This window comes from Cedecea selenatireducens (assembly GCF_042138895.1).
GTDB lineage: Bacteria > Pseudomonadota > Gammaproteobacteria > Enterobacterales > Enterobacteriaceae > Cedecea > Cedecea selenatireducens.
The window spans coordinates 170,319-192,825 of record NZ_JBHIKW010000008.1; the positions used below are offsets into that span (position 1 = coordinate 170,319).

The 22,507-nt window shown below is 54.7% G+C and carries 15 protein-coding genes; 6 read left to right on the forward strand and 9 right to left on the reverse strand.

All coding sequences use genetic code 11. The features are described from left to right. Nucleotides 1-64 precede the first annotated feature (64 nt). From ACE38U_RS14710 to ACE38U_RS14720, 3 genes are all read right to left on the reverse strand, one after another. Complete coding sequence (locus ACE38U_RS14710; RefSeq protein WP_375530025.1) at nucleotides 65-8,632, reverse strand: glycoside hydrolase family 94 protein; 8,568 nt, start codon at nucleotides 8,630-8,632, stop codon at nucleotides 65-67. 156 nt (nucleotides 8,633-8,788) lie between these two features. After that, a complete protein-coding gene (locus tag ACE38U_RS14715; protein WP_375530026.1) occupies nucleotides 8,789-8,956 on the reverse strand; it encodes a YnfU family zinc-binding protein in 168 nt (55 codons plus the stop codon). Between the two features lie 91 nt (nucleotides 8,957-9,047). Further along, on the reverse strand, nucleotides 9,048-10,187 hold the full coding sequence (locus tag ACE38U_RS14720; RefSeq protein ID WP_375530027.1) for a DSD1 family PLP-dependent enzyme: 1,140 nt from the start codon (nucleotides 10,185-10,187) through the stop codon (nucleotides 9,048-9,050). Nucleotides 10,188-10,280: 93 nt separating this feature from the next. Between ACE38U_RS14720 and ACE38U_RS14725 the strand changes: the two genes are divergently transcribed. After that, on the forward strand, nucleotides 10,281-11,219 hold the full coding sequence (locus ACE38U_RS14725; RefSeq protein ID WP_375530028.1) for a LysR family transcriptional regulator: 939 nt from the start codon (nucleotides 10,281-10,283) through the stop codon (nucleotides 11,217-11,219). On the opposite strand, the gene ACE38U_RS14730 is transcribed toward ACE38U_RS14725, so the two are convergent. Further along, nucleotides 11,149-12,039 carry an MBL fold metallo-hydrolase gene (locus ACE38U_RS14730; protein ID WP_375530029.1) on the reverse strand — a complete coding sequence of 297 codons (891 nt, stop codon included), beginning with the start codon at nucleotides 12,037-12,039 and terminating at the stop codon, nucleotides 11,149-11,151. The genes ACE38U_RS14725 and ACE38U_RS14730 overlap by 71 nt on opposite strands. 123 nt (nucleotides 12,040-12,162) lie before the next feature. On the opposite strand from ACE38U_RS14730, the gene ACE38U_RS14735 reads away from it, so the two are divergent. Together ACE38U_RS14735 and ACE38U_RS14740 are read left to right on the forward strand one after the other, a co-directional pair. After that, nucleotides 12,163-13,065, forward strand: coding sequence for a LysR substrate-binding domain-containing protein (locus tag ACE38U_RS14735; protein ID WP_375530030.1), 903 nt, complete (start codon nucleotides 12,163-12,165; stop codon nucleotides 13,063-13,065). A 101-nt stretch (nucleotides 13,066-13,166) separates the two neighbouring features. Continuing rightward, complete coding sequence (locus ACE38U_RS14740; protein ID WP_176982933.1) at nucleotides 13,167-13,649, forward strand: glutathione peroxidase; 483 nt, start codon at nucleotides 13,167-13,169, stop codon at nucleotides 13,647-13,649. 103 nt (nucleotides 13,650-13,752) lie between these two features. Here ACE38U_RS14740 and ACE38U_RS14745 read toward each other — a convergent pair whose 3' ends face one another. The 5 genes from ACE38U_RS14745 to ACE38U_RS14765 all read right to left on the reverse strand — a co-directional run bounded on the left by ACE38U_RS14745 (nucleotide 13,753) and on the right by ACE38U_RS14765 (nucleotide 19,013). Then, entirely contained in the window at nucleotides 13,753-14,040 is a 288-nt protein-coding gene (locus ACE38U_RS14745) for a hypothetical protein (protein WP_375530031.1), read from the reverse strand. Further along, a complete protein-coding gene (locus ACE38U_RS14750; RefSeq protein WP_038472954.1) occupies nucleotides 14,037-15,212 on the reverse strand; it encodes a hypothetical protein in 1,176 nt (391 codons plus the stop codon). The genes ACE38U_RS14745 and ACE38U_RS14750 overlap by 4 nt, the downstream gene beginning before the upstream one ends. Before the next feature lie 549 nt (nucleotides 15,213-15,761). Then, nucleotides 15,762-16,793 carry a methionine synthase gene (locus ACE38U_RS14755; protein ID WP_038472952.1) on the reverse strand — a complete coding sequence of 344 codons (1,032 nt, stop codon included), beginning with the start codon at nucleotides 16,791-16,793 and terminating at the stop codon, nucleotides 15,762-15,764. Nucleotides 16,794-16,818: 25 nt separating this feature from the next. Next, a complete protein-coding gene (locus ACE38U_RS14760) occupies nucleotides 16,819-17,796 on the reverse strand; it encodes a DUF1852 domain-containing protein (protein WP_375530032.1) in 978 nt (325 codons plus the stop codon). Nucleotides 17,797-18,134: 338 nt separating this feature from the next. After that, nucleotides 18,135-19,013, reverse strand: a complete 879-nt coding sequence (locus tag ACE38U_RS14765; protein WP_038472945.1) for a LysR family transcriptional regulator — start codon at nucleotides 19,011-19,013, stop codon at nucleotides 18,135-18,137. 107 nt (nucleotides 19,014-19,120) lie between these two features. Here ACE38U_RS14765 and budA point away from each other — a divergent pair, with 107 nt between their 5' ends. From budA to ACE38U_RS14780, 3 genes are read left to right on the forward strand one after another with little or no spacing between them, the layout of a single operon-like run. Further along, nucleotides 19,121-19,900, forward strand: a complete 780-nt coding sequence (gene budA, locus ACE38U_RS14770) for an acetolactate decarboxylase (RefSeq protein WP_375530033.1) — start codon at nucleotides 19,121-19,123, stop codon at nucleotides 19,898-19,900. A gap of 24 nt (nucleotides 19,901-19,924) precedes the next feature. After that, nucleotides 19,925-21,604, forward strand: coding sequence for an acetolactate synthase AlsS (gene alsS / locus ACE38U_RS14775; protein WP_038472941.1), 1,680 nt, complete (start codon nucleotides 19,925-19,927; stop codon nucleotides 21,602-21,604). Between the two features lie 19 nt (nucleotides 21,605-21,623). Next, a complete protein-coding gene (locus tag ACE38U_RS14780) occupies nucleotides 21,624-22,394 on the forward strand; it encodes a (S)-acetoin forming diacetyl reductase (RefSeq protein WP_038472938.1) in 771 nt (256 codons plus the stop codon). Nucleotides 22,395-22,507: the final 113 nt, after the last annotated feature.

Here is a 22,507-nt window from a genome sequence, read left to right on the forward strand (position 1 = left end):
GCCGATGAACGTTTGAACAGCTGCTTCGCTTCACTTCCGCCCATGCGTGTAGCTGAGTGCCACCTCAGCGCTGAATAATATCAACCCGGTGATTTTGCCCGTCATCAAGTAGCGGAATGTTGTCGTCCGGCAGCGTCACACCGTCAAGGGCAACCTGGTAATCTTCACCACCTCGAGTAATAGTTATCTCATACTTGCTTGATTTGTATTGGTAATTCATAAAAACAGACGGCCAGTGATGCGGCAGCCGAGCGTGAACCGTAAAGGTGGTGGCGTAACATGTAATCCCCAGTAGCTCCTCCGTAAGGAGCCGATATGCCCAGCCAGCGGAACCGGTATACCAGCTCCATCCCGCCCGCCCTGTATGTGGCTTGACGCTATAAACATCCGCGCTCATTACATAAGGTTCCGCTTTATATATGCCGACTGAGGCGGAGTTTCCTGTGTGATTTATCGGACTGATAAGCGACCACAGCCGCCAGGCTCGCTCTGCATTGCCCATTCTGGCAAACGCCATAACTGCCCAGATAGCTCCGTGCGTATATTGCCCGCCGTTTTCCCTCACGCCCGGCAGATAACCCTGGATATAGCCAGGGTTAGGCCCATGGCCGTCGAACGGCGGCGTTAACAGTTTAATCAACCCGGCATCTTCATCCACAAGGTGCTTGTCCAGGGCCTGCATGGCTTGCTCGCTGCGCGCCGGACTGGCGGCTCCGGACAGCACCGACCAGCTCTGTGCGATAGCGTCAATTCGGCAGTCCTGTGAGGCTTTAGAGCCAAGAGGGGTGCCCTCGTCAAAATATCCTCGCCGGTACCATTCTCCGTCCCAGGCGGTGGCCTCAAGCTGTTGCTGCAAACGTAGCGCTTGCGTGCGGCACAGTGAAGCAATATCAGCGTCCCGACGCTGCTCTGCAAGGTCCGCGAAGCGCTGTAAAATGTCATACAGGAAGAACCCAAGCCAGACGCTTTCACCTCTGCCTTCAATGCCCACCAGGTTCATGCCGTCATTCCAGTCACCTGCGCCCATTAGCGGCAGGCCATGCGGGCCAAACCGCAGCCCGTGCTTAATGGCTTTTACGCAGTGCAACCATAGCGTTTCTTCGCAGGTGCTGGTCACAGGCCTATCGTACACGGACTCTTCGCCAGGCTGGAGCTGGCGGCCTTCCAGATAAGGGATGCGTTGTTCCAGCACGACGTTATCTCCCGTGGTTGTCACATAGTGGCAGACGGCCAAAGGGAGCCAGAGGTAATCATCCGAACAGCGTGTACGAACGCCGTTGCCGTGAGGAGGGTGCCACCAGTGCTGGACGTCGCCCTCGATAAACTGCCTCGAGGCACACAGTACGATTTGTTCGCGCAGCCGTTCCGGCGCAGCATGACTCAGAGCCAACGTATCCTGCAACTGATCGCGGAAACCAAATGCGCCGCCTGACTGGTAGTAACCGCTGCGCGCCATCAGGCGACAGGCTATGGTCTGGTACAGCAACCAGCCGTTGACCAGTAAATTAACGCCGCTGTCCGGGGTATGGACAACGATTTTATCGAGCACATTGTGCCAGTATCGGTGAACGTTGTTCAGCTCTTCCCGGGCCGTATCTTCATGCAAATAGCGGGTGAGTGTCGCCCGGGCCTGCGTTTGATCCTCGCCAATGCCCAGCACGAAAACAAATGTCTTCTGATCGCCATCGATTAACGTCGCTGCGGATTGCACCGCACCGCAAGGATCCAGGCCGGCACCGGTTTTATCAGACAGCCTGCGCATGTGCATTGCGGCCGGATTTTTCAGGGAGCCATTGCGGCCAATAAACTCGCGGCGATCGCCCGTTAGCGAGCAGTGTGGGCCGGTAACGGCAAAAAATGCGGTTCGTTCTGCACCATTACCGCCGTAAAAGTTATTTGCCATGATGCCGCAAACGCCCGCGAGGCCAGTCGGCTGGGTAACGATATGAAGAGCGGAGCGGGTGCGCGACTCGCCTAACGTCCACTCTACATAACCGGTGACGGAGAGTTTACGAGTGCGTCCTGAGTTGTTACTGAGCGTCAGGATTGCGAGCTTAACCGGGGCCTGCCCGGCGACCAGCACCGTGAGCTCACTGTCTATGCCTTTCTCGCGATGGGCAAATACGCTGTAGCCAAAACCATGGCGGGTCAGATAGTCTCCCTGGCCGCGTATCGGCAGTGGGGTCGGTGACCAGCACGCGCCGGTTTCTTCATCGCGTAGATAAAAAGCTTCGCCGCTGCGGTCGCTGACGGGATCGTTTTCCCACGGGGTCAGGCGATATTCATGCGCATTTTCATACCAGCTGTAGGCTTGCCCTGCCTCTGACAGCACGCTACCAAAGTCTCGGTTTGCCAATACGTTGGACCAGGGGGCGGGCGTAGGCGAATTTTCCCTGAGTACAATTTGGTACTCCCGGCCATCCTGAGAAAAACCACCGAACCCATTGAAATGAAGCAGTTGGCTGGTATCTGGTGACCATGGAGTATGCTGATTCACGCCGGGCGCCATATGCGGAACAAACGCCCTCGGGGCCGTTTTAACAATATGAATACGGCGATCGAGCTGCTCGTTAAGCTCGCCTGCGCGATCGTCCAGATACAGGTGTGCCACGCTCATAAGCAGCAGCTTGTCTTCTGCGGAAAGGTGCTCGGCATTACGGACAAAAATACCGCCCGACTTATCGAGCAGGCTGGCTTCGGACCCGGCATAAATCAGGTCCATAATCTGATTTTGCAACACTTGCTGATAGCCACCGGGGCCGTCATTTAGAATAACCAGGTCTACTGCCAGTCCTTTTAGTCGCCAGTAGCGGTGGGCCTGAATAAGCGTGGTGATGGAGAGAATACTCTCCTCGCTGGTGACGTTGAGCAACACAATCGGCAGATCGCCAGAAATTGTCCACCCCCACAGGCCAGACTGACCGCGTCGGTTACGGCAGAGGATCTGGCCGTCAGCACGCAGTTCCGGGCAGGGGAAAAGCACGGCGCTGGCAAGACGGTTAAACAGTGCGGCATCATCTTCGTTGGCGTTAATTTGCCGTAATACTACCCGACTGTGGGACCACGCCAGCTCAAAAACACGGTCCGCAATACGGCGATCGCGATATTTTTCCAGGAGGGCCAGGCTTTGCTGACGGTTTTCGCTGATACCGTAGATGATATCAACGGTTACCTGCTGCCCTGGCTGCAGGATGATGGACTGCCGGATAGCCAGGATGGGATCAAGTACAGGCCCGGAGGTGTTGCTGAGAGGGCCGTTTTCTTCGGCAGCCAGGGCATTGGCTGCATCCCTGCCGCGCCCGAGGAATTTTGCCCTGTCGGTTTCAAACGAGGCGCTCTTGCGGCTGCCGCCATGCACCACCATCATGTGGAACAGGACCGGGCTTTTTTCGTTCTGAGAGCGCGGTCTGCGATGGCACAAAATGGCGTCCTGCGCGGGAATCAGCTCCGTTTGGATAAACAGATTGCTGAACGCAGGGTGTGCCAGGTCGCTGTCGGCAGGAGCCAATACCACTTCTGCGTAGGTCGTCAGCTCCAGGGTACGTGGCTGACGCCCCCGATGCTGCAGCGTGATCCTCCTTAATTCTATATTGTCTTCGGGTGACACAACCACCTGCGTCCGGACGCCAAGCGTACCGAGGGTTCGTTTAAATTCCGCGCCAGCATCGGTAAAGATCGCTTCATCACCGGCATATGCTTCGTCCATAGGCTGGCAGGTGTTACTCCATATCTCGCCGGTTTGCGGATCGCTGATATAACAGAACGTTCCCCAGCAGTCGCTTGTGCTATCGCTACGCCAGCGGGTAAGGGCGATGTCGTTCCAACGGCTGTAGCCTCCTCCCGCGGGGGTTATCATCAGGTGATAATGTCCGTTGGATAACAGCTGAACCTCGGGCGCAGGGCCCTCAGCCGCGGTGAAACAGCGGGGTTCATAGCGAACAGGCTTCACTCTGCCTTCGTGGGACTCAAAGTGGCGGCGCGGGCTGTAAAGATCGACTGAATCCGGTACCCGCTCCTGGAGGAGAAGGCTGGCAGAGCGAAAGGCGGGACTGGACATAAAGCGGTCCGCCATCGGGGCATCCAGCAGCACGTGAGCCAGCGCCTGAAACGCCATACCCTGGTGGTGTGCCATCCATGACTGCACCACGGCGTACAGCTGGCCGGTTGCCAGCCGGGACGCGGTATAGTCCAGCGCCTCATAGAAACCGTATTCTCCGCGGGCGCCGTTTTTTTCCAGTGCAGCCAGATTTTCGCAGGCTTTTTGCGGGGAAACCATCAGCGCCAGTAGCGTGGCGTAAGGGGCAATCACCATATCGTCTGCCAGCCCGCGACGCAGGCCCAGGCCGGGAACGCCAAATGCCTGATATTGATAGTTTTGTTGAACATCAAATGCATGATAGCCGGACTCTGACACGCCCCAGGGCACGCCACGCTCTTTTCCCCAGTGGATCTGGCGCATCACTGCCGACTGGCTCATTTTTTCTAGCAGACTGCCGGACCAGGCCGGCATCACCAGATTGGGCATCAGATACTCAAACATTGAGCCGCTCCAGGACATCAACGCGGTATCGTTATCAATGGTGGTGAATAGCCTCCCGAGCGCATACCAGCTTTTAAGCGGGAGCTGGTTAGTGGCGATGGCAACAAAACTGGTCAGGCGAATTTCAGATGGCAGCAGGTCGTACTGGCTTTTATCCAGCGAATTACCGTCGCTGTTGTAGCCGATGCTGAGCTGATTGGTGACTTTGCTATAGAGGAAGGTAAAGTCCATTCGCGCATGCTCGCTCAGCCGCTGTTCAAGCTCGGTGATGATGTCCAGCCGCAGACGTGCCAGGGCGATAGCCGAGGCGGGGGGCGTGCCTTCACCGGCAAATTTCGCACGGGCAAGCCAGTTCAGAGACGGCAGCGTAGGGTCGCTATAACTCTGCGGTAACCAGGCCAGAAGATGTGACCATTCCTGGCAGTGTTGTACGAGCTGGCGCTTTAAATGTTCGAGCCAGCGGAGCACCAGCTTGTTGTCCTGATGATACGACGCAGACAGGTGATTGCTTTGACTGCGCATGTTTTTAAGCTCGGCTAACAGACGCGCCGGTGGCAGTAAGGCCGCGCTCAGGCAGTGCTTACGCAGTAGTCTCAATTCAGTTGGGGCATGCTGGCCCCAGTGTTTTTCAAGAATTCCTAGCGTGTCGTCAAGCCCCGCCAGCAGCCGTGACGCATTTAATACAGGCATATCGCGCAGGGCGGAGAGTCCTTCACGCAGGGTCAGTAAGTGGCCTGCCATATTGCCGCTGTCTACGCTTGAAACATAGCGAGGATTGAGCGGGGCAAGGGTTTGGGTGTCATACCAGTTATACAAATGGCCGCGAAAATGCTCCATCTTATCCAGCGAGTCGAGGGTAAGGGTTATGCGCTGCAGAACATCCCCGGACGGTAGATAACCAAAATCCCAGGCGGTAAGGTTGGCCAGCAATGAGAGGCCAATATTGGTGGGTGAGGTGCGGTGTGCTACTCGCGGCTGTGGAATTTCCTGATAGTTGTCCGGCGGCAGCCAGTTTTCCTCCTCAGTGGCGAAGGTTTCAAAAAAGGCCCAGATTTCACGACTGGTCTGACGTAGCAGCAGCGTTTGTTCTTTATTTGCTGAAAATGCCTGGCGTACAGGCTGCCGGCTCATCCAGCTCAGAAGCAGCGGCGCGAGACACCAGGCAATGCTGAGCGGCAGCGAGATGACCGAGAGAGAGGGAGAAAAATGGGCCGTCAGCACCGTTAAGGCCACGCCGCTCGCCAGGTTTAGCCACATGGCACGGTAAAAGCGGATCGGGGAGATTTTTGACGGTTCATTGTCCGGGTTGAAACTGGCCCATTGGTTCAAATTACGCTTGCTGAACCCCAGCCGCCACAGGGTGACTGCAATAGCGTACAGCGAGTACCCTGCCTCATGCGGCAGCGTGACGATACTTAGCCCGCTGCGGGAAAGCCGCCTCTGTGCTCCGCCTGCGACCTGCAGCAGGTGCCGGCTTAAAGATCGTTGGGCCGGCTTGGCGATCAGATCCTGGCTAACGGCCAATGCCGTTGGCAGTAGCCACGCCAGCGCCAGTACGCCCAGCCAGTACAGAGGATTGGGTACCCATAACAATGTGCAAAACAGCAACGCCAGAAACGAGGGGGCCACCAGGCTGCGGCGCAGGTTATCGAATAATTTCCAGTAAGAGAGGGCGGATAATTGGTTTTTATCGCGGGTGCCATCCGCTTTTTTAACATGGAGCTTCAGCCAGTTCAGCAATTGCCAGTCGCCGCGGATCCATCGGGTACGACGCATGACGTCCGACAGATAGTTATTCGGATACTGCTCATACAGCAACACTTCGCTCAGCAGCCCTGAACGGGCATAGCAGCCTTCCAGTAAATCATGGCTGAGTACCAGATTTTCGGGGCAGGTATTTTGTGTGGCTAGCACAAAAATATCGACGTCGTAAATGCCCTTGCCAACGAACGAACCCTCCCCGAACAGATCCTGGTAGATATCTGATGACATCATCGAATAAGGGTTATTACCCGGTATGCTGCTGCACATTGCGGCATAGCGCCCCTGGCCATTGCGAGGCATTTCTTCCGCCAGCCCAGGTTGTAAAATGCCGTAGCCTTTAACCACCCGCTGGCGCTGAGGATCATACTGCGGGCGGTTCAGCGGGTGACTCATCGTGGCGACCAGCTTATGCGCTGTGTCACGGGGCAGGAGTGTGTCGCTGTCCAGCGTAATGACATATTTGACGCTCTCCGGTAGCAGGTGGGCAGGCATACCGGCCATGCTGGAGAATTGTGCATCGGGGTGGCGTAACCAGCTGTTCAGCAACGCCAGCTTGCCTCGTTTGCGCTCATAGCCCATCCACACCTTTTGCTGCGGGTTCCACTCCGGCGCCCGGTGAAGCAAATAAAAGCGTGGGCGGCTGGCCGGATAGCGCCGGTTGAGATCCGCTATCTGTGAGCGAGCAAGCTCAAGGAAGGCTGCGTTTTCCGGCGAGTCTTCATGCGTCGAATCTGCAAAGTCGGTCAACAGGGCAAAGCAGAGGTTTTCGCTGGGATTACCGATCTGGCAAACCTCCAGGCTGGTCACGAGTTTGCTGATGCCTTGCCGACTGGTCAACAGGCAGGGAATAACGACCATGGTCGCCGAATCCGCAGGGATCCCGGCAGAATAATCCATTCGCGGTAGCGGCCGGGGCGTACGAAAGCGGGTAGTCATTTCACTGAGCAGGTCACTCATTACCTGGCTTACCGCGACGATAAGCGGTGCGGCCAGCGGTATCAGTAGCCAACCTGTTCCCTGTTCTGAGGTCTGGTACAAAATTTCGGCCACCGCCGCGGTGGTCAATAAACTCAGGCTGCCAAGCCACGAAAGCAGAGGGATTTTGGTGAAGCTATGCCGTAGGCGGATGAGGAGTGAGGTATCTGCAGACAGTTGTCTTTCAAGGTGCTGTCGGCCTTCACCCACCAGATAGTAGCCAATATGATGGCCTGACATGTTGGCCGAAGCCTGGCGGGACAGGTCAAGTACAAGCTGAGCGACTTCCTGTTCGCTGAAACGGCTATCCCTGGCGAGGATCTCAACCACATGGCGATAATTGTCGCGGGTATCAAAATGCATCAGGGGATAGATAGCGGCGGGATCCTGGCGCAGGGTCTGTTCCACGATGCTCATGGTCTCGGCAAAATCCTCCCAGTTGGTTTCGCTGAGTAAACGCAAACCGGCAATACTGTTGCTGACAGAGAGCTGACTGGCGGCAAGCTGCTGATTAAAGTTATGGATCAAAATATCGGGAGTGACACCTTGTGCGGCAAGTCGTTGCTCAATCCAGCTCAGGGGCAGCGCCAGCATATTGCCGTGTCCCTGCAGGCGACGTACCAGCTCGGCGACAAAGGCGCTGCTCAGCGGCGGCTGGGAACGCGCCATGTCGGCAACAACCATGATCACGTCCGCAGGAGCATTCTCTGCACACTCGAAGATTTTGCTTACCCAACTGTCGGCCAGGTTGCGTTCCTGCTGGGCTTTTACCACATCGATACTTACCCGGCGGAGGTTCTCAATTAAGGCCAGCCTAAGCATGCCGGGTAACGCCCAGATCTCTCCAAGCGTAAGAGGCGTTTCCTGCTGGTAGGCGGTGATATAGCCGGTCAGGCTGGCTGTGTCCCAGCGCCCATCTCCGTGGGCAATGGCTTCGGCCGCGATATCATAAATACGCGGGCAATGATGCGGCGGAGCCAGCGCCGGTAGCCCTTTACCAAAGTTATTCGGCAGATGCTGGCGTACGATGCGGATCTGTTCCTCAATCAGATAGTAATTGTCCAGCAGCCACTCTCCGGCGGGCATTACGCTGGCTTTTTTCCCGGCATTTAGCAGATAGCAGTTTTGCGTAATGATTGTCTCATTGTCGCCAAGCCGTTTAAGCAGGTAGTAAGGCTGTCTGTCAGGAGATAACTTATGTGAACGGGCTAGCTTCTGCCCGTAGCGCTCCATTTGCGGCGTGGAAAAAAGTTCGGATTCAACCGTAGGGTCGTTGGCCGGGAACGGGACGAGGCCGGCTGCTGGTGGCTGGGCACGGGTGCGGCTAAGCCACGCCTTAGGATTCATTTTCATAGGTTTGCTCTGATGCGACGTAAACGCGCAGGAGCAGTTGCGAAATCAGTTCAGAAACGTTCTCTCAGGATGGGCGTGAGGCATCAGGGATTTTACAGCTGCTGTATCAATCTTTAAGTATAGAACACGAATTTTGTAATAAAACGAGCCTGAAGATCAGCGAGGCGCGACAAATAAGGACTTACATCCAGGGCAAAGCATGGCCTGCTTCAAACGAATTTTTGAACGGGGTTGCGTAGATTTAAAGCCGCATACAGGGCAGGTTACCGTAGCTGTTGACGACCCCCCGGCGAGGAGCTTCATTGCGTAATCGATAAAAGACATGATGATCAACCTTTCAATGAATGTTTTCTATCCTACCACGTGTGATTAAAAAGTGCGCAGGCCATCGCATTGTCAATGGCCTGCCGTCACTTTACCAGCCGACGATCCGCTGCCAGACCTCGTGCCCCTGACCATCGTCGCTCAAAACCTGATATTGCAGATGCATAGCGGCGGTGGCACACGCGTGGTTGGGCAGAATACGTACCCGGCTGCCGACGGGGAAATCATCGACGGTAAAGGCAGCGTTTGGCGGCAGGGCAATAATCCCATGTTCCTGGTTGGTGGTGGTAACCAGCAGGTTTTCGTAGGGATCGCCGCTCAGGCTGCACACCAGCCCATAGCCGTAGTCCTGGCTTTGGGACGCCGTACCCCTGTCGCGGGAAAGCGCCATCCATCCGGCATCGATAAACACCCAGCCTTTTTCTTTATTGTGCCCGATAACCGTGGTGACAACGCTAATCGCAATATCCTCCAGGCGGCAGACGCCGACGTTTTTCATCACCAGGTCGAAGGTGGTAAACACCCCGGCTCTGACTTCGGTTATGCCGGAAAGATCGTCCGCAAAGTGGGCGGTCGGCGTCGCGCCAACGCTTAATATCGGGCAGGCGTAACCGTGTGCTCGTAGGCGGTCACCGGCGGTTTTGATCGCGGCGCATTCGGCTCTGGCGGCGGCTAAAATAGCTTCGTCGGTGCGGCAGCTGTATGACTCTCCGGCATGGGCCAGCAGCCCGGTCAGCGTTGAACCGCTTTCTTCAATGATGCGGGCAAGCGTTACAAGCATGTCGCTGTGGGGCGGGAGTCCGCCCCGGTGACCGTCGCAATCCACTTCAATAAAAACCGAAAATTTGAGGCCATGCTCTTTGCCAAATGCGGCTACGGCGTCGGCCTGCGGCTCGCTGTCGAGCAGGATATGCAGGTTCACGCCTTTAGCCATCAGCGCCGCCGCGCGGGGAAGTTTGTGGGGCGCGATGCCCACGGCGTAAAGCAGATTGGTGTAGCCCGCGGCGGCAAATGCCTCAGCCTCGGCAAGCGTCGAAACCGTGGCCGGAGAATCGCCTTGTGCAAGCAGATAGCTAGCGGCCTCAATAGAGCGCAGCGTTTTCAGATGCGGCCGGACCACGCTTCCTAAGGCGTGAATGCGGGAGTAAAGCCGCTCAATATTGCGCAGGTATTTGCTTTTCTCGATCAGCAAAAAAGGGGTATCAAGGGTGGTCATCCAGTTAGCGGGCATAGCGTGTCTCCTGTCGTGGGAAAGGCCATGTTGCCATCCGGCTGATTAGGTATAAATTAATATAAAAGCAATTAATGATTAGGTTTCAAGTTAATGATAAGCAGCGACGATCTCTCTTTCTTCCGCACCATCGCCACCCACAGCACGCTGGCCGCCGCCGCAAGGGCGCTGAACGTCACGCCGCCCTCTGTCACCCAGCGGCTACGCGGGCTGGAGCGCAAGCTTGGCGTCGATCTTATTCTGCGCCCCTCGCGGCAGGTATCGCTCACCGATGAAGGCTCGCTGCTGCTAAGCCGGGCGGAGAAAATTCTTGCCGAGCTGGCCGGCCTGCAGTCGACGCTGGACGACAGACGGCAGCAGGTAAGAGGCAAACTGCGCGTGCTGGCTCCGCTGGGGTTTGGCAACGATTATATTGCTCCACTGCTGGGGGAATATGCCGCGCAGCATGAAAACCTCGAAGTAGAGCTGACGCTATCCGATGACCCGCACTGGGCGACGCTGCACAAATGGGATCTGGTGATTTTCATCGGTGAGCTGCGCGACTCAAGTATGCACTGCATTAAGCTTGCGCCGAACCAACGCTTTATCTGCGCTTCTCCGGAATACCTGAACCGAAAAGGTACGCCGCTGACGCCGGAACAGCTTGTAGATCACGACTGTATTGCGCTGCGGGAAAACAGCGAAGACGTCACGCTGTGGCGTTTCTCCGGTCCACAAGGGGACTGCCCGCAGCGTATTTCGCCAAAGCTGGCAAGCAATGAGGGACGGGTGGTAAAAGAGTGGGCGCTGGCGGGCAGGGGAATCATCATGCGCTCCGAGTGGGACGTGCTGCCGCAAATTCACCTCGGCGAGCTGGTGAGACTGCTGCCGGAATATACGCTGCCGGATGCCGACATCGTGGCGCTGAGCGGCGCCTCACAGGCAGAAAGAAGTCCAAGGGCGCAGAAGTTTATCGAGCTGCTTAAGGCTCGGATTGCGGGGAGGCCGTGGGGACAGCATGCGTATCCATTGACGCTAAAGCATAGGAAATAGGGTAACAATCATCAACCATGTCGAGGGTAGCAAACCCGGTTTGGTCCAGATGCATGCCAGCAATCAGCAATTTTTCCCTCGCGGATTGCTGCAGCACATTTTTCCGTGTTTCTGCGGCTTGCATCGGATCAACATCAAAAAGAATGGAAACGTTCGGCTGCGCTGACTGAATTTGCGGGTAATGAACGATGTCGCCCCATATGAGTAAGCCTTTATCGTCCGCATCGATGCGAAAGCCGGTGTGACCGGGCGTGTGGCCCGGTAACCATACCGGGAGAATGCCCTTCGTGATTTCACCCCCGGTAAAAAAATGCAGATTTGATGCGTACGCCTCTAGTGTTTGGCGGGCCAGCCTGAAGTTAAGTTTTCCCCGCTCGTTAGCGCCTCTTTGTTTTTCATCATCCCGCCAGTAATCTGCTTCAAGCGGGTGCAGATGAAGTTCCGCATTTTTATAGACAGGGTTTCCTTCAGCATCCAGCAGGCCACCAATATGGTCGGGGTGGCAGTGAGTCAACAAGACAGCGTCTATATCATCAGGGCAGATCTTAAGAGCCGCAAGGTTGGCTCTCAGTTGCCCGCCCACATTGTTCCTCCCGCCAGTACCCGCATCCACCAGAAGGGTTCGCCCCTTGCCGCGAATCAGATAACAGTTGATATGAATATGGCCAGGCTCAGCGAGGCCAGCACTCTGCTGGATGGCTTCGGCTTCAGCGATGTCGATGCCAGAGAGTAAATCCAGGCTCGCTGGCATAGCGCCATCACTTAGGGCGGTAACCAGAAAATCGCCAATCTGGCAGGATGGAAAAGATAAATGTTTCATACAGGCCTCAGTGATTTTTTATCATGCTACCGGCTGTATTTTCGCTAATGAATCGATATTATTTCATCATTCAGTGACATTTAGTCATTAAGTGTTCGTTGCCTGTCCCCCATCTGGAGGCGTATGCGTAGAAAAATTCCCAGCAGCACATCCCTGCAGGCTTTTGAGGCGGCTGCCCGGCACGGTAATTTTGCCCGAGCCGCCGAGGAGCTTTCGCTGACAGAAGGGGCTATTAGCCGCCAGATTGCGCGCCTTGAATCTTTACTGGACTGCAAATTATTTGACCGGGCAGGGAGCCGCGTAAAACTCAACCCTGTCGGCACGCGTTATGCCTGCCATGTTCGCGAAACGCTTGAGCGAATTGAAAGAGATACTCAGTACATAATGGGTATGCCCAGGGACAGCCGGAGCCTGGATATTGCCGCGCTGCCAACATTTTCGAGCCGGTGGCTTATCCCCCGGCTGAGCCGTTTTACCGCCTTACATCCGGACATCACGTTAAATATTGCCGCCAGAACCGATCCTTTCGTTCTGAGCGGAAGCGGTTTTGATGCCGTCGTGCATTTTGAGCATGCCGCGTGGGCCGGAATGCGCGTGCAATTTCTCTTTGAGGAAAAACTGGTTCCTGTCTGCCACCCGGCTTTGTTAACAGGCCATGAGGGAAAGGGGCAGTTGAAGGATTTACCAAGAATTCACCGACGATTGAACCCGGACGCATGGCATCACTATGCCCGTGAAACGGGAATAAGCCTTGATAATCTGGCGCAGGGCGCCCGGTACGATCTTCATGAAATGGCCATTGCTGCCGCATTGGCCGGGCAGGGCGTTGCCCTGGTGCCGCGCATGTACGTTGCACAAGAACTCGACAACGGCAGGCTGGTTGCGCCGTGGCCGGAATCAGACTCGTTGAGTAAAAAATTCTGTTTAGTTCAACCGGTAGAAACGGGAATCAACGACTCCGCATTAAGAGATTTTGAACGCTGGCTGCTGGCCGAAATAAAGACACAAACAGGGACATTCGGCTAAGGTTATTCACGTCACCTATGATGTTATGTTGCAACGTTTGGCCTGAATGAAAAGAGCCTGTATACGGTGTGGCAATGTCGACAAGCTCTAAGGACTCCAACATGAACCCCTTTCATCAACTGACGGCCACCAGCCTCACCGGCCAACAGATTTCCATGTCTGATTATGCGGGCAAGCTGGTTCTGGTGGTGAACACCGCCAGCCAGTGTGGCTTTACGCCGCAATACGCGGGCCTTGAAGCGCTCTATAAGAAGTACGCCGCGCAGGGGCTGGTGGTGCTTGGTTTCCCCTGTAATCAGTTTGGTAAGCAGGAACCCGGCGACGCCGATGACATCGCGCGGACCTGCCATATTAACTACGGTGTTAGCTTCCCGATGTTTGCAAAAGTCGAGGTCAACGGAACCGCAGCGCATCCGGTGTTTCGTTATCTGAAAAATGAATTGCCGGGCGTGTTGGGGGGACGAATCAAGTGGAACTTCACCAAGTTCCTGATTGGGCGTGACGGGAAGCCGCTCAAGCGTTTTGCACCGCTTACGACTCCGGAGAAAATGGAAGCTGCGATCGTTGCTGCACTTGAAATCTGAGCGGTATCTGGATTCATCAGTAGATGAATGAAGCTATATCACTCGCCAAAACTATCCTGTCCATAATATCTAAAGACAGGATAGTTTCTTCGGTATCTATAAATTAAAGATTAGTGCATTGGCTGGAGTTTTTACCCCGCCAGGATTTACCCCCGGAGTTTTTGCAGTTATGCGCATCCTTATTATTAAGGATCTTGCCGCTACAATTTCTGGCTGACCAGCATTCATTACGATCGGCATTTTCCTTGCTGGTTTTATGTTCGTCGTCTGTCTGAACAAGAGGTGGTTTTTCATTAGCAGGCAAAGCTCCGGATGCCGGGTTTTGCGTATCCGCCAGGGCCATGCCCTGGAATAGAATAGCGGTGAGTATTGCCATAACGAGTGTTTTCATGACGCATCTCCAGATTCAAGTTTGAACAGGGTTTGTACTCTGTAGCTTTTAAAGAATTGCATTTGCGCCCATTCGGAGACGGCGACCAGGCTGACGTTACCTTTTTTAGTGCGGCGATAAATCACTACCGCTGTGCTAAATACCCAGGGAACAATCAGTACATCGCTGTCTGGCGGCGCGGTGAAGGACTCTTCTACGATTTTTTCGGTTACGGATTCACGGCTTACTTCCAGCACATTGGTCACGCCGAATTCCATATCCATACTGGAAGCCACTTCTGATCCTGTAATAGGGTCTGCGGCTTTTTCGGAAAGAGAAGTCTTGAGTGACCAGTTGACGGTCAGAACATTTTTAATGGCTGAAGTGACAGTAACTTTCTCACTGGTGCTGCGTGTTGAGCCAGCAGGAACGTTAATAAAGGTACGCGGGTTATTTCCCACGCTGTAAATTGCCACGGCAAAATATTCGTCGATAAACAGGTCTTGCGCATAGGGCGTGGGGTAATCCACATCGCCAATACCTTCCCAAAGCGCGGGTTCTACCACCAGAGGCTCTGAGCGAGCCAGCAGTCGCTTCGTCAGGTAAGGTCCGTCAGGGATGTACTGCAGCGGGTTGAAATCATCAATGGCCTGTAAATCTTTCTCGACGTCGCTCCAGTTGCGAACGTCCGGGTTTTTTGCCGCCAGCTCAAGCAGCCAGGTACGATATTCTTCCTCGACAGCATCAGTCTTTTGTACTTTCACCGGGATTACTCCTTCATCCAGTATCAACAATTTCTTGTCTCGCCCGGCTCGGATCGTTATCGAACGACTAAAGTCATGGCCTCCGCCGGGTAAATCCGTCCATCCGCTTGCGGTCAGGGCTCCGCCTGCAACCAGGCTTGAGTCGTTAGAGCCGCTAAAAGGAACATCGATCATGAGAGAAACTGCGCCATAGCCTTTTTGCCCGGGAGGTACTTTGTCTTTCCATTGCGCGTGGCATTCATACCCCGTCCATGTTCCCCTGGCCGCACGGATACCCAGGGCCTGAACGGTAGCGTTAGGTTCAATGCTAATGGGGCCCCGGCCATCTACGGAGTTCCGGTACCAGGTTCCCCATTCGATAGAACTACTGTCGACTTCAAGCACCCTGTCCGTGGCATTCGTTATTGTTAGATAAAAGGTCCAAGCCATATTTCTACTCCTCATTAAAAGACAGCTAATTAAATAGCGGGCAGAGCAAACCTAAAAGGCGAGAGAATTGCTGAGTGAGTTAGAAAGTTAGAGTGGTACTGTTTTTTTGTCAAAACCACTATTTTTGATGTGGGAATATATTCCTTATAAAACACAGAGTCTATTTTATGCGGATTTGTAGCGTTAATAGCCTTGACGGCAGTCTTGTAGGGTTAAATTATTTTTGGCTGATTTTTTGTGCTGACATGAACAAAATAAGAGTGATATTTATCTTATTTTGGTGTGGGCTGGTTTTTTAAATCATCAAAGATGAAACGTGGAATATAGAATGCAACATATTTAAAATATTTGCTCAGCTAATTTATAATGTATTTATTCAAGTAATGCTGCATGTTAGCAGATTAATAATACATGTCTGAATAGTTTGATGGGTTGCGTATTGGAGCATTAAATCACTTGCCAGGGCGGGCATTGACGGGATAGGGCGCTGGCAGGGCGAAAAAAGCCTGGCGATTTTTCAACCGCCAGGCTGGCAACATAAACTTCCGGTTATTTACCCAGAATCTCTCTGCGAACGATCTCGGCCCCTGCGCTTAGCGCGTGCAGTTTGCCTCTGGCTACCTGACGCGGCAGCGGAGCCATGCCGCAGTTGGTGGAAGGGTAGAGATTTTCGGCATCGACGAACTGCAGCGCTTTACGCAGCGTGTTGGCGACTTCTTCCGGCGTCTCAATGGCGTGGTTTGCCACGTCGATAGCGCCAACCATCACTTTCTTGCCACGGATCAGCTCGAGCAGATCCATCGGCACGTGAGAGTTGTGGCACTCCAGCGAGATGATATCGATGTTCGAAGTCTGCAGCTTTGGAAACGCCTCTTCGTACTGACGCCACTCGGAGCCCAGCGTCTTTTTCCAGTCGGTGTTGGCTTTGATGCCGTAGCCGTAGCAGATGTGCACGGCGGTTTCGCACTTCAGACCTTCGATGGCGCGTTCCAGCGTGGCAATGCCCCACTCGTTAACTTCGTCGAAGAACACGTTGAAGGCTGGCTCATCGAACTGAATGATGTCCACCCCGGCGGCTTCCAGCTCTTTCGCCTCCTGGTTCAGGATCTTGGCGAATTCCCAGGCCAGCTTTTCACGGCTTTTGTAGTGGTTGTCATACAGCGTGTCGATCATGGTCATCGGCCCAGGCAGCGCCCACTTGATCGGCTGTTTGGTCAGCTTGCGAAGATACTTAGCGTCTTCCACAAATACCGGCTTCTGGCGAGCCACGGCGCCGACAACGGTCGGGACGCTGGCATCGTAGCGGTTACGAATACGCACGGTTTCGCGCTTCTCAAAATCCACGCCGTCCAGGTGCTCGATGAAGGTGGTGACGAAGTGCTGACGAGTCTGCTCGCCGTCGCTGACGATATCGATATCGGCCAGCTGTTGTTCGTGCAGCGACAGGCGCAGGGCGTCCTGTTTACCCTCAATTAATTCCTGATCCTGCAGTTTCCACGGCGACCACAGCGTTTCAGGCTGAGCCAGCCAGGATGGTTTAGGCAGGCTGCCGGCGGTGGACGTAGGCAATAATCTTTTCATGACGGATGACCTTGTATTTGGTGTCTCAAAGAGGGTAGTTAGCAGACCACTGTTCTAAAATTGTTTGGTACGGTTTGATGAAGTGCTCTTCAGTAAACTTCCCTTGTTCGATGGCCAACCGGCTGCGTTCTTCTCGATCGTAAACAATTTGAGTAAATGAATGATCCTGGTGGTTCAGGCTCGGCTGGTAGCACAGCCCGGCCGGGGAATTCGCGTTGTAAATCTCAGGGCGATAAATCTTCTGGAACGTCTCCATGGTGCTGATGGTGCTGATAAGCTCGAGATTCGAGTAATCATTCACCAGGTCGCCCGTGTGGTAGAACGCGAAAGGCGCCACGCTGTTTGGCGGCATGAAGTAGCGAGCCTTCAGCCCCATTTTGTTGAAATAGATATCGGTCAGGGAAGACGCATCCTGCTCGTATTCGATGCCGAGCACCGGGTGGCGATTACCCGTCTGACGGTAGACGTTCTTGCTCGATACGCTCAGGCAAATCACCGGCGCTTTGTTGAAGTTTTCTTTGTAAGTGTCCGAGCTGACGAAGTGTCTGAACAGGTTCCCGTGCAGGTCACCGTAGTTCTCCGGGATGCTGAACTTAGCGCGATCCTGGTTGTAGGCCGGCAGCAGAACGCTGAAGTCGTAGTCACGCACGTAGGAAGAGAAGTTGTTCCCCACGATACCTTCGATGCGCTGATTAGTTTTTTTATCCAGAACATGTGTTTTAAGGATTTCAATCGCCGGGAAGGTTTTACCCTGGCCTTCGATATCCAGCTCAACGGAAACAATTTCAAGTTCAACGGCGTAGCGATCGGACGTTGGGTTGTCCCAGCTTGCCAGCGAATTGAAGCGGTTATTCATCATGATCAAAGCGTTACGCAGGTTCTCCTGACGCTTCTCGCCGCGGGCCAGGTTAGCAAAATTGGTTGTGATGCGAGTATTCCCTGATGGGTTGTAATTCTCATCAAAAACAATGCTCTTAAGAGTAAAAGTAAACGCTTTAGTCATGGTAATCCGGCACCTTAATTCTGTTTTTTGGCCTGTTCTACTGCTTGATTTCACACAGATAACCTTTGGTTAGCTGTGGTTTTACCTGTCAGTAATCTTCATATTGCATGTCATTAACAATTTGCGTGTTGTTAACAATATTGCATCTTTTATGCCTGAGTCACAGTTTTAGTAAAAGTGATTTAATTTCATTAGAACATGAGCGCCGTTCATGATTTGGAATATGGCCCGCAGAGAGGTTCTACGGGCCGAGGGAATAGGTTAGCTTTTGGCCTTTTATGGGCGAATTTTGAACCAAATGGCATACATTGCGGGCAGGAACAGCAGCGTCATACCCGCTAGTGGCCGAACAGCTGTATAAAACGTTTCACCGACGGCGAGCGCTCAAACTGCCGCCAGGCGAGGGCGACGTCCGTTTTCACCTGGTCACCGCGAATCGCATGAAAAGTCACGTTCGGGCTGCCGATACAGGTCATGGACTGTGGCACTAAAGCAAAGCCGAAGCCTGCGGCCACCATGCTCAGAGAGGAGGAGATTTGTGAAGCCTGGCGAGCGTTCTTCAGGTTAATGCCGGCCCGCAGGCAGGCGTTGTACATCAATTCATAAAGCCCCGGGGCGACTTCCTGAGGGAAAAGTATCGGTGGAACATCAACCAGCGCCTGTAGCGCGAGTTCGCTCTCCCCGGACAGCGGATGATCTTTATGCAGGGCGATCGTCATCGGCTCTTCGGCGATCGGCTTGAGATTGAATCTTTTGCTGCTTTCACAGGGCAGGCGCACAAACGCCACGTCCAGCAATCCTTCATCCAGTTCCTGCATTAACCCGGCCATATTGGTTTCCCGCTGGCGCAGCTCAATGGCAGGGTAATGCGCCTGAAACTGGCGCAGCAGGGAAAAGATCTTCGGATGAAAAGCGTTAGAGCTGGCGATGCCCAGCGACAGCTTGCCGTTAATACCGCGTGCAATGCCGCGCGCTTTTTCTAGCGCCGCGTCACTGTGGGCCAGAATCTGGCAGGCATCCTGGTAAAACGCTTCTCCCGCATCGGTCAGCTCAACGCCGCGCGTTAGGCGATGCAGCAGTGGGGTGCCTACTTCACGTTCAAGTCTTTGAATTTGCTGGCTAAGAGGAGGCTGGGAAATACCCAATAATTCGGCTGCTCGGGTGAAGTTGTGCGTCTGCGCGACGGCGACGAAGTAGCGGAGATAGCGAAGTTCCATATCAAAAACGTCTCAAACCAGAAGGGCTTTTATATTGGAACTGTGAGCTTGATCACGTCAACATTTAATTAATGTTTCTTAACCTTTAGCAAGAGAGGGCGGACGCCATGAGCGATCTAACTCTATGTTCCTGTGAAGAAAGTCTGTTGGAGATGGTCGAGACCTTCGCCAAAGCCAATAAAGAAAATATGATATATCAGACTTCATTGATGAGCGCTCTGCTGAGCGGCGTCTATGAAGGAGAAACCACCATGGCCGACCTGCTGAAGCGCGGTGACTTTGGCCTGGGGACGTTTAACGAGCTGGACGGCGAGATGATCGCCTTTAATAGTCAGGTTTACCAGCTACGTTCAGACGGCAGCGCCAGGGCGGCCAGCCCGCAGCAGAAAACGCCGTTTGCGGTGATGACCTGGTTTAAGCCGCAGCACCGCCTGCAGATTGACAGCACCACCAGCCGCCAGAAGCTGCACGAGATTATCGATGCAAAAATCCCTTCCGATAACCTGTTTTGTGCGCTGCGCATCGACGGTCACTTCCGCCATGCCCACACCCGCACGGTTCCTCGCCAGAAGCCACCTTATCGCGCCATGACGGACGTGCTGGACGACCAGCCGGTGTTCCGTTTTAACGGCCGGGAAGGCGTCCTGGTAGGGTTCCGCACGCCGCAGCATATGCAGGGCATTAACGTCGCGGGCTATCACGAACACTTTATTACCGATGACCGCCAGGGCGGCGGACACCTGCTCGATTATCAGCTGGAGCATGGCGTGCTGACCTTCGGCGAGATCCACAAACTGATGATCGACCTCCCCGCAGACAAGGCATTTCTTAACGCCAACCTGCACCCCGAAAATCTCGACGCCGCAATTCGTGCGGTCGAAAACTAGCGTTCCCTGAAGGAGATGTGAGCAATGAATAATAAAAAACCTTTGCGTCAGTGGGCGCATGGCGCAGACATGGTGGTCGGCCAGCTGGAAGCGCAGGGCGTGAAGCACGTCTTTGGGATCCCCGGGGCGAAAATTGATAAGGTTTTTGACTCACTGAATGATTCGCCGATTGAGCTTATTCCGGTGCGCCATGAGGCCAACGCCGCCTTTATGGCCGCGGCGGTTGGGCGCATCACCGGAAAAGCGGGCGTTGCGCTGGTGACGTCCGGCCCTGGCTGTTCAAACCTGATTACCGGCATGGCGACCGCCAACAGCGAAGGCGACCCGGTTGTGGCGCTGGGTGGGGCGGTGAAACGTTCGGATAAAGCCAAGCTAGTGCATCAAAGCATGGACACGGTGGCGATGTTCAGCCCGGTCACCAAATACTCGGTAGAGGTTTCTTCTTCGGATGCGATTGCTGAGGTGGTGTCGAATGCTTTCCGCGCCGCCGAGCACGGTCGCCCCGGCAGCGCCTTTGTCAGCCTGCCGCAGGACATCAGCGACGGCCCGGCAACCGGCAATATCCTGCCTGCTAACGGCTCAGTTAAAGCCGGTGCCGCGCCTGATGCCGGCATTGCAGAAGTTGCGAAGCTTATCGCTGGCGCTAAAAACCCGATTTTCCTGCTGGGCCTGATGGCAAGCCAGGACGAAAACAGCGCCGCGCTGTTCCATCTGCTGGAAAAAAGCCATATCCCGGTGACCAGCACCTACCAGGCCGCTGGCGCGGTGAATCAGCAGCACTTTGCTCGCTTCGCCGGGCGTGTAGGGCTGTTTAACAATCAGGCCGGTGACCGACTGCTGCAGCTTGCCGACCTGGTGATTTGTATCGGCTATAGCCCGGTAGAATATGAGCCGGCGATGTGGAATACCGGCGATGCCACGCTGGTGCATATCGACGTGTTGCCCGCCTATGAAGAACGTAATTACGTGCCGGACGTTGAGCTGGTTGGCGATATTGCCAGCACGCTGGACAAACTCACCGCTCGCATCGATAAACCGCTGATTCTTAGCCCGCGGGCGTCCGAAATTCTCGTCGACAGGCAGCATCAGCGCGAGCTGTTGAGCCGCCGTGGCGCACAGCTAAACCAGTTTGCGCTGCACCCTCTGCGTATCGTGCGTGCGATGCAGGACATCGTGAACGACGACGTGACCTTAACCGTCGACATGGGCAGCTTCCATATCTGGATCGCCCGTTACCTGTATAGCTTCCGTGCCCGTCAGTTAATGATTTCTAACGGCCAGCAAACCATGGGCGTGGCGCTGCCGTGGGCCATCGGTGCCTGGCTGGTGAACCCCGGCCGCAAGGTGGTTTCGGTTTCCGGCGACGGCGGTTTCCTGCAGTCCAGCATGGAGCTTGAAACGGCGGTGCGCCTGGGGGCAAACGTGCTGCACATCATCTGGGTGGACAACGCCTACAACATGGTGGCGATTCAGGAAGAGAAAAAATACCAGCGCCTGTCGGGCGTTAACTTCGGGCCGGTGGATTTCAAAGCTTACGCGGACGCCTTTGGCGCACGAGGCTTTGCGGTGGAAAGCGCCGAGGCGCTGGAGCCGACTTTACGCGCCGCAATGGACGTTAACGGCCCGGCGGTGGTAGCGATTCCGGTTGATTACAGCGACAACCATCTGCTGATGAGTCAGCTGCATCTCAGCCAAATTCTTTAAATGACAGAAGGATATTGTGATGAAAAAAGTAGCATTGGTTACCGGTGCCGGTCAGGGGATCGGTAAAGCTATCGCGCTGCGTCTGGCCAAAGACGGTTTTGCCGTCGCCGTGGCTGACTTTAACGCGAAAACAGCCAAAGAAGTGGCGGACGAAATTAACCGCAACGGTGGCCGCGCGCTGGAAGTGACCGCAGACGTTTCCGACCGCGACCAGGTGTTTGCCGCCGTTGAAGCTGCCCGTAAAGGACTGGGTGGGTTTGACGTTATCGTGAATAACGCGGGCGTGGCGCCTTCTACGCCGATCGAAGACATTACCCCGGAAATCGTCGACAAGGTTTACAACATCAACGTGAAGGGCGTGATTTGGGGCATTCAGGCGGCGGTTAAAGCCTTCAAAGCGGAAGGCCACGGCGGGAAAATCATTAACGCCTGTTCCCAGGCAGGGCACGTGGGCAACCCGGAACTGGCCGTTTACAGCTCCAGCAAATTTGCCGTTCGCGGCCTGACCCAAACCGCCGCCCGTGACCTGGCTCCGCTCGGTATTACCGTTAACGGCTACTGCCCGGGGATCGTTAAAACCCCGATGTGGGCTGAAATCGACCGCCAGGTCTCCGAAGCTGCAGGCAAACCGCTGGGCTACGGCACCGCTGAGTTCGCAAAACGCATCACCCTGGGCCGTCTGTCTGAACCAGAAGACGTCGCCGCCTGCGTGTCTTACCTGGCCAGCGCCGACTCCAACTATATGACCGGCCAGTCGCTGCTTATCGACGGCGGGATGGTCTTTAATTAAAAAAGAGTTTTAATGTGGAGTACCTTTTGGCCTGGCGGGGAACCGTTGGGCCTTTTTTATTTGCCGCTGTTTATCTGAAGTTTTTTATCCACCTCTATACTTTGTCATGGCAA

Bases quoted from the DNA above. Each gene is read 5' to 3' on its own strand.
- ACE38U_RS14745 (WP_375530031.1), bottom strand. From the start codon at position 14,040: ATGAAAACACTCGTTATGGCAATACTCACCGCTATTCTATTCCAGGGC.
- ACE38U_RS14755 (WP_038472952.1), bottom strand. From the start codon at position 16,793: ATGAAAAGATTATTGCCTACGTCCACCGCCGGCAGCCTGCCTAAACCA.
- ACE38U_RS14760 (WP_375530032.1), bottom strand. From the start codon at position 17,796: ATGACTAAAGCGTTTACTTTTACTCTTAAGAGCATTGTTTTTGATGAG.
- ACE38U_RS14715 (WP_375530026.1), bottom strand. From the start codon at position 8,956: ATGTCTTTTATCGATTACGCAATGAAGCTCCTCGCCGGGGGGTCGTCA.
- ACE38U_RS14765 (WP_038472945.1), bottom strand. From the start codon at position 19,013: ATGGAACTTCGCTATCTCCGCTACTTCGTCGCCGTCGCGCAGACGCAC.
- ACE38U_RS14750 (WP_038472954.1), bottom strand. From the start codon at position 15,212: ATGGCTTGGACCTTTTATCTAACAATAACGAATGCCACGGACAGGGTG.
- ACE38U_RS14740 (WP_176982933.1), top strand. From the start codon at position 13,167: ATGAACCCCTTTCATCAACTGACGGCCACCAGCCTCACCGGCCAACAG.
- budA (WP_375530033.1), top strand. From the start codon at position 19,121: ATGAGCGATCTAACTCTATGTTCCTGTGAAGAAAGTCTGTTGGAGATG.
- ACE38U_RS14730 (WP_375530029.1), bottom strand. From the start codon at position 12,039: ATGAAACATTTATCTTTTCCATCCTGCCAGATTGGCGATTTTCTGGTT.
- ACE38U_RS14725 (WP_375530028.1), top strand. From the start codon at position 10,281: ATGATAAGCAGCGACGATCTCTCTTTCTTCCGCACCATCGCCACCCAC.
- alsS (WP_038472941.1), top strand. From the start codon at position 19,925: ATGAATAATAAAAAACCTTTGCGTCAGTGGGCGCATGGCGCAGACATG.
- ACE38U_RS14710 (WP_375530025.1), bottom strand. From the start codon at position 8,632: ATGAAAATGAATCCTAAGGCGTGGCTTAGCCGCACCCGTGCCCAGCCA.
- ACE38U_RS14735 (WP_375530030.1), top strand. From the start codon at position 12,163: ATGCGTAGAAAAATTCCCAGCAGCACATCCCTGCAGGCTTTTGAGGCG.
- ACE38U_RS14720 (WP_375530027.1), bottom strand. From the start codon at position 10,187: ATGCCCGCTAACTGGATGACCACCCTTGATACCCCTTTTTTGCTGATC.
- ACE38U_RS14780 (WP_038472938.1), top strand. From the start codon at position 21,624: ATGAAAAAAGTAGCATTGGTTACCGGTGCCGGTCAGGGGATCGGTAAA.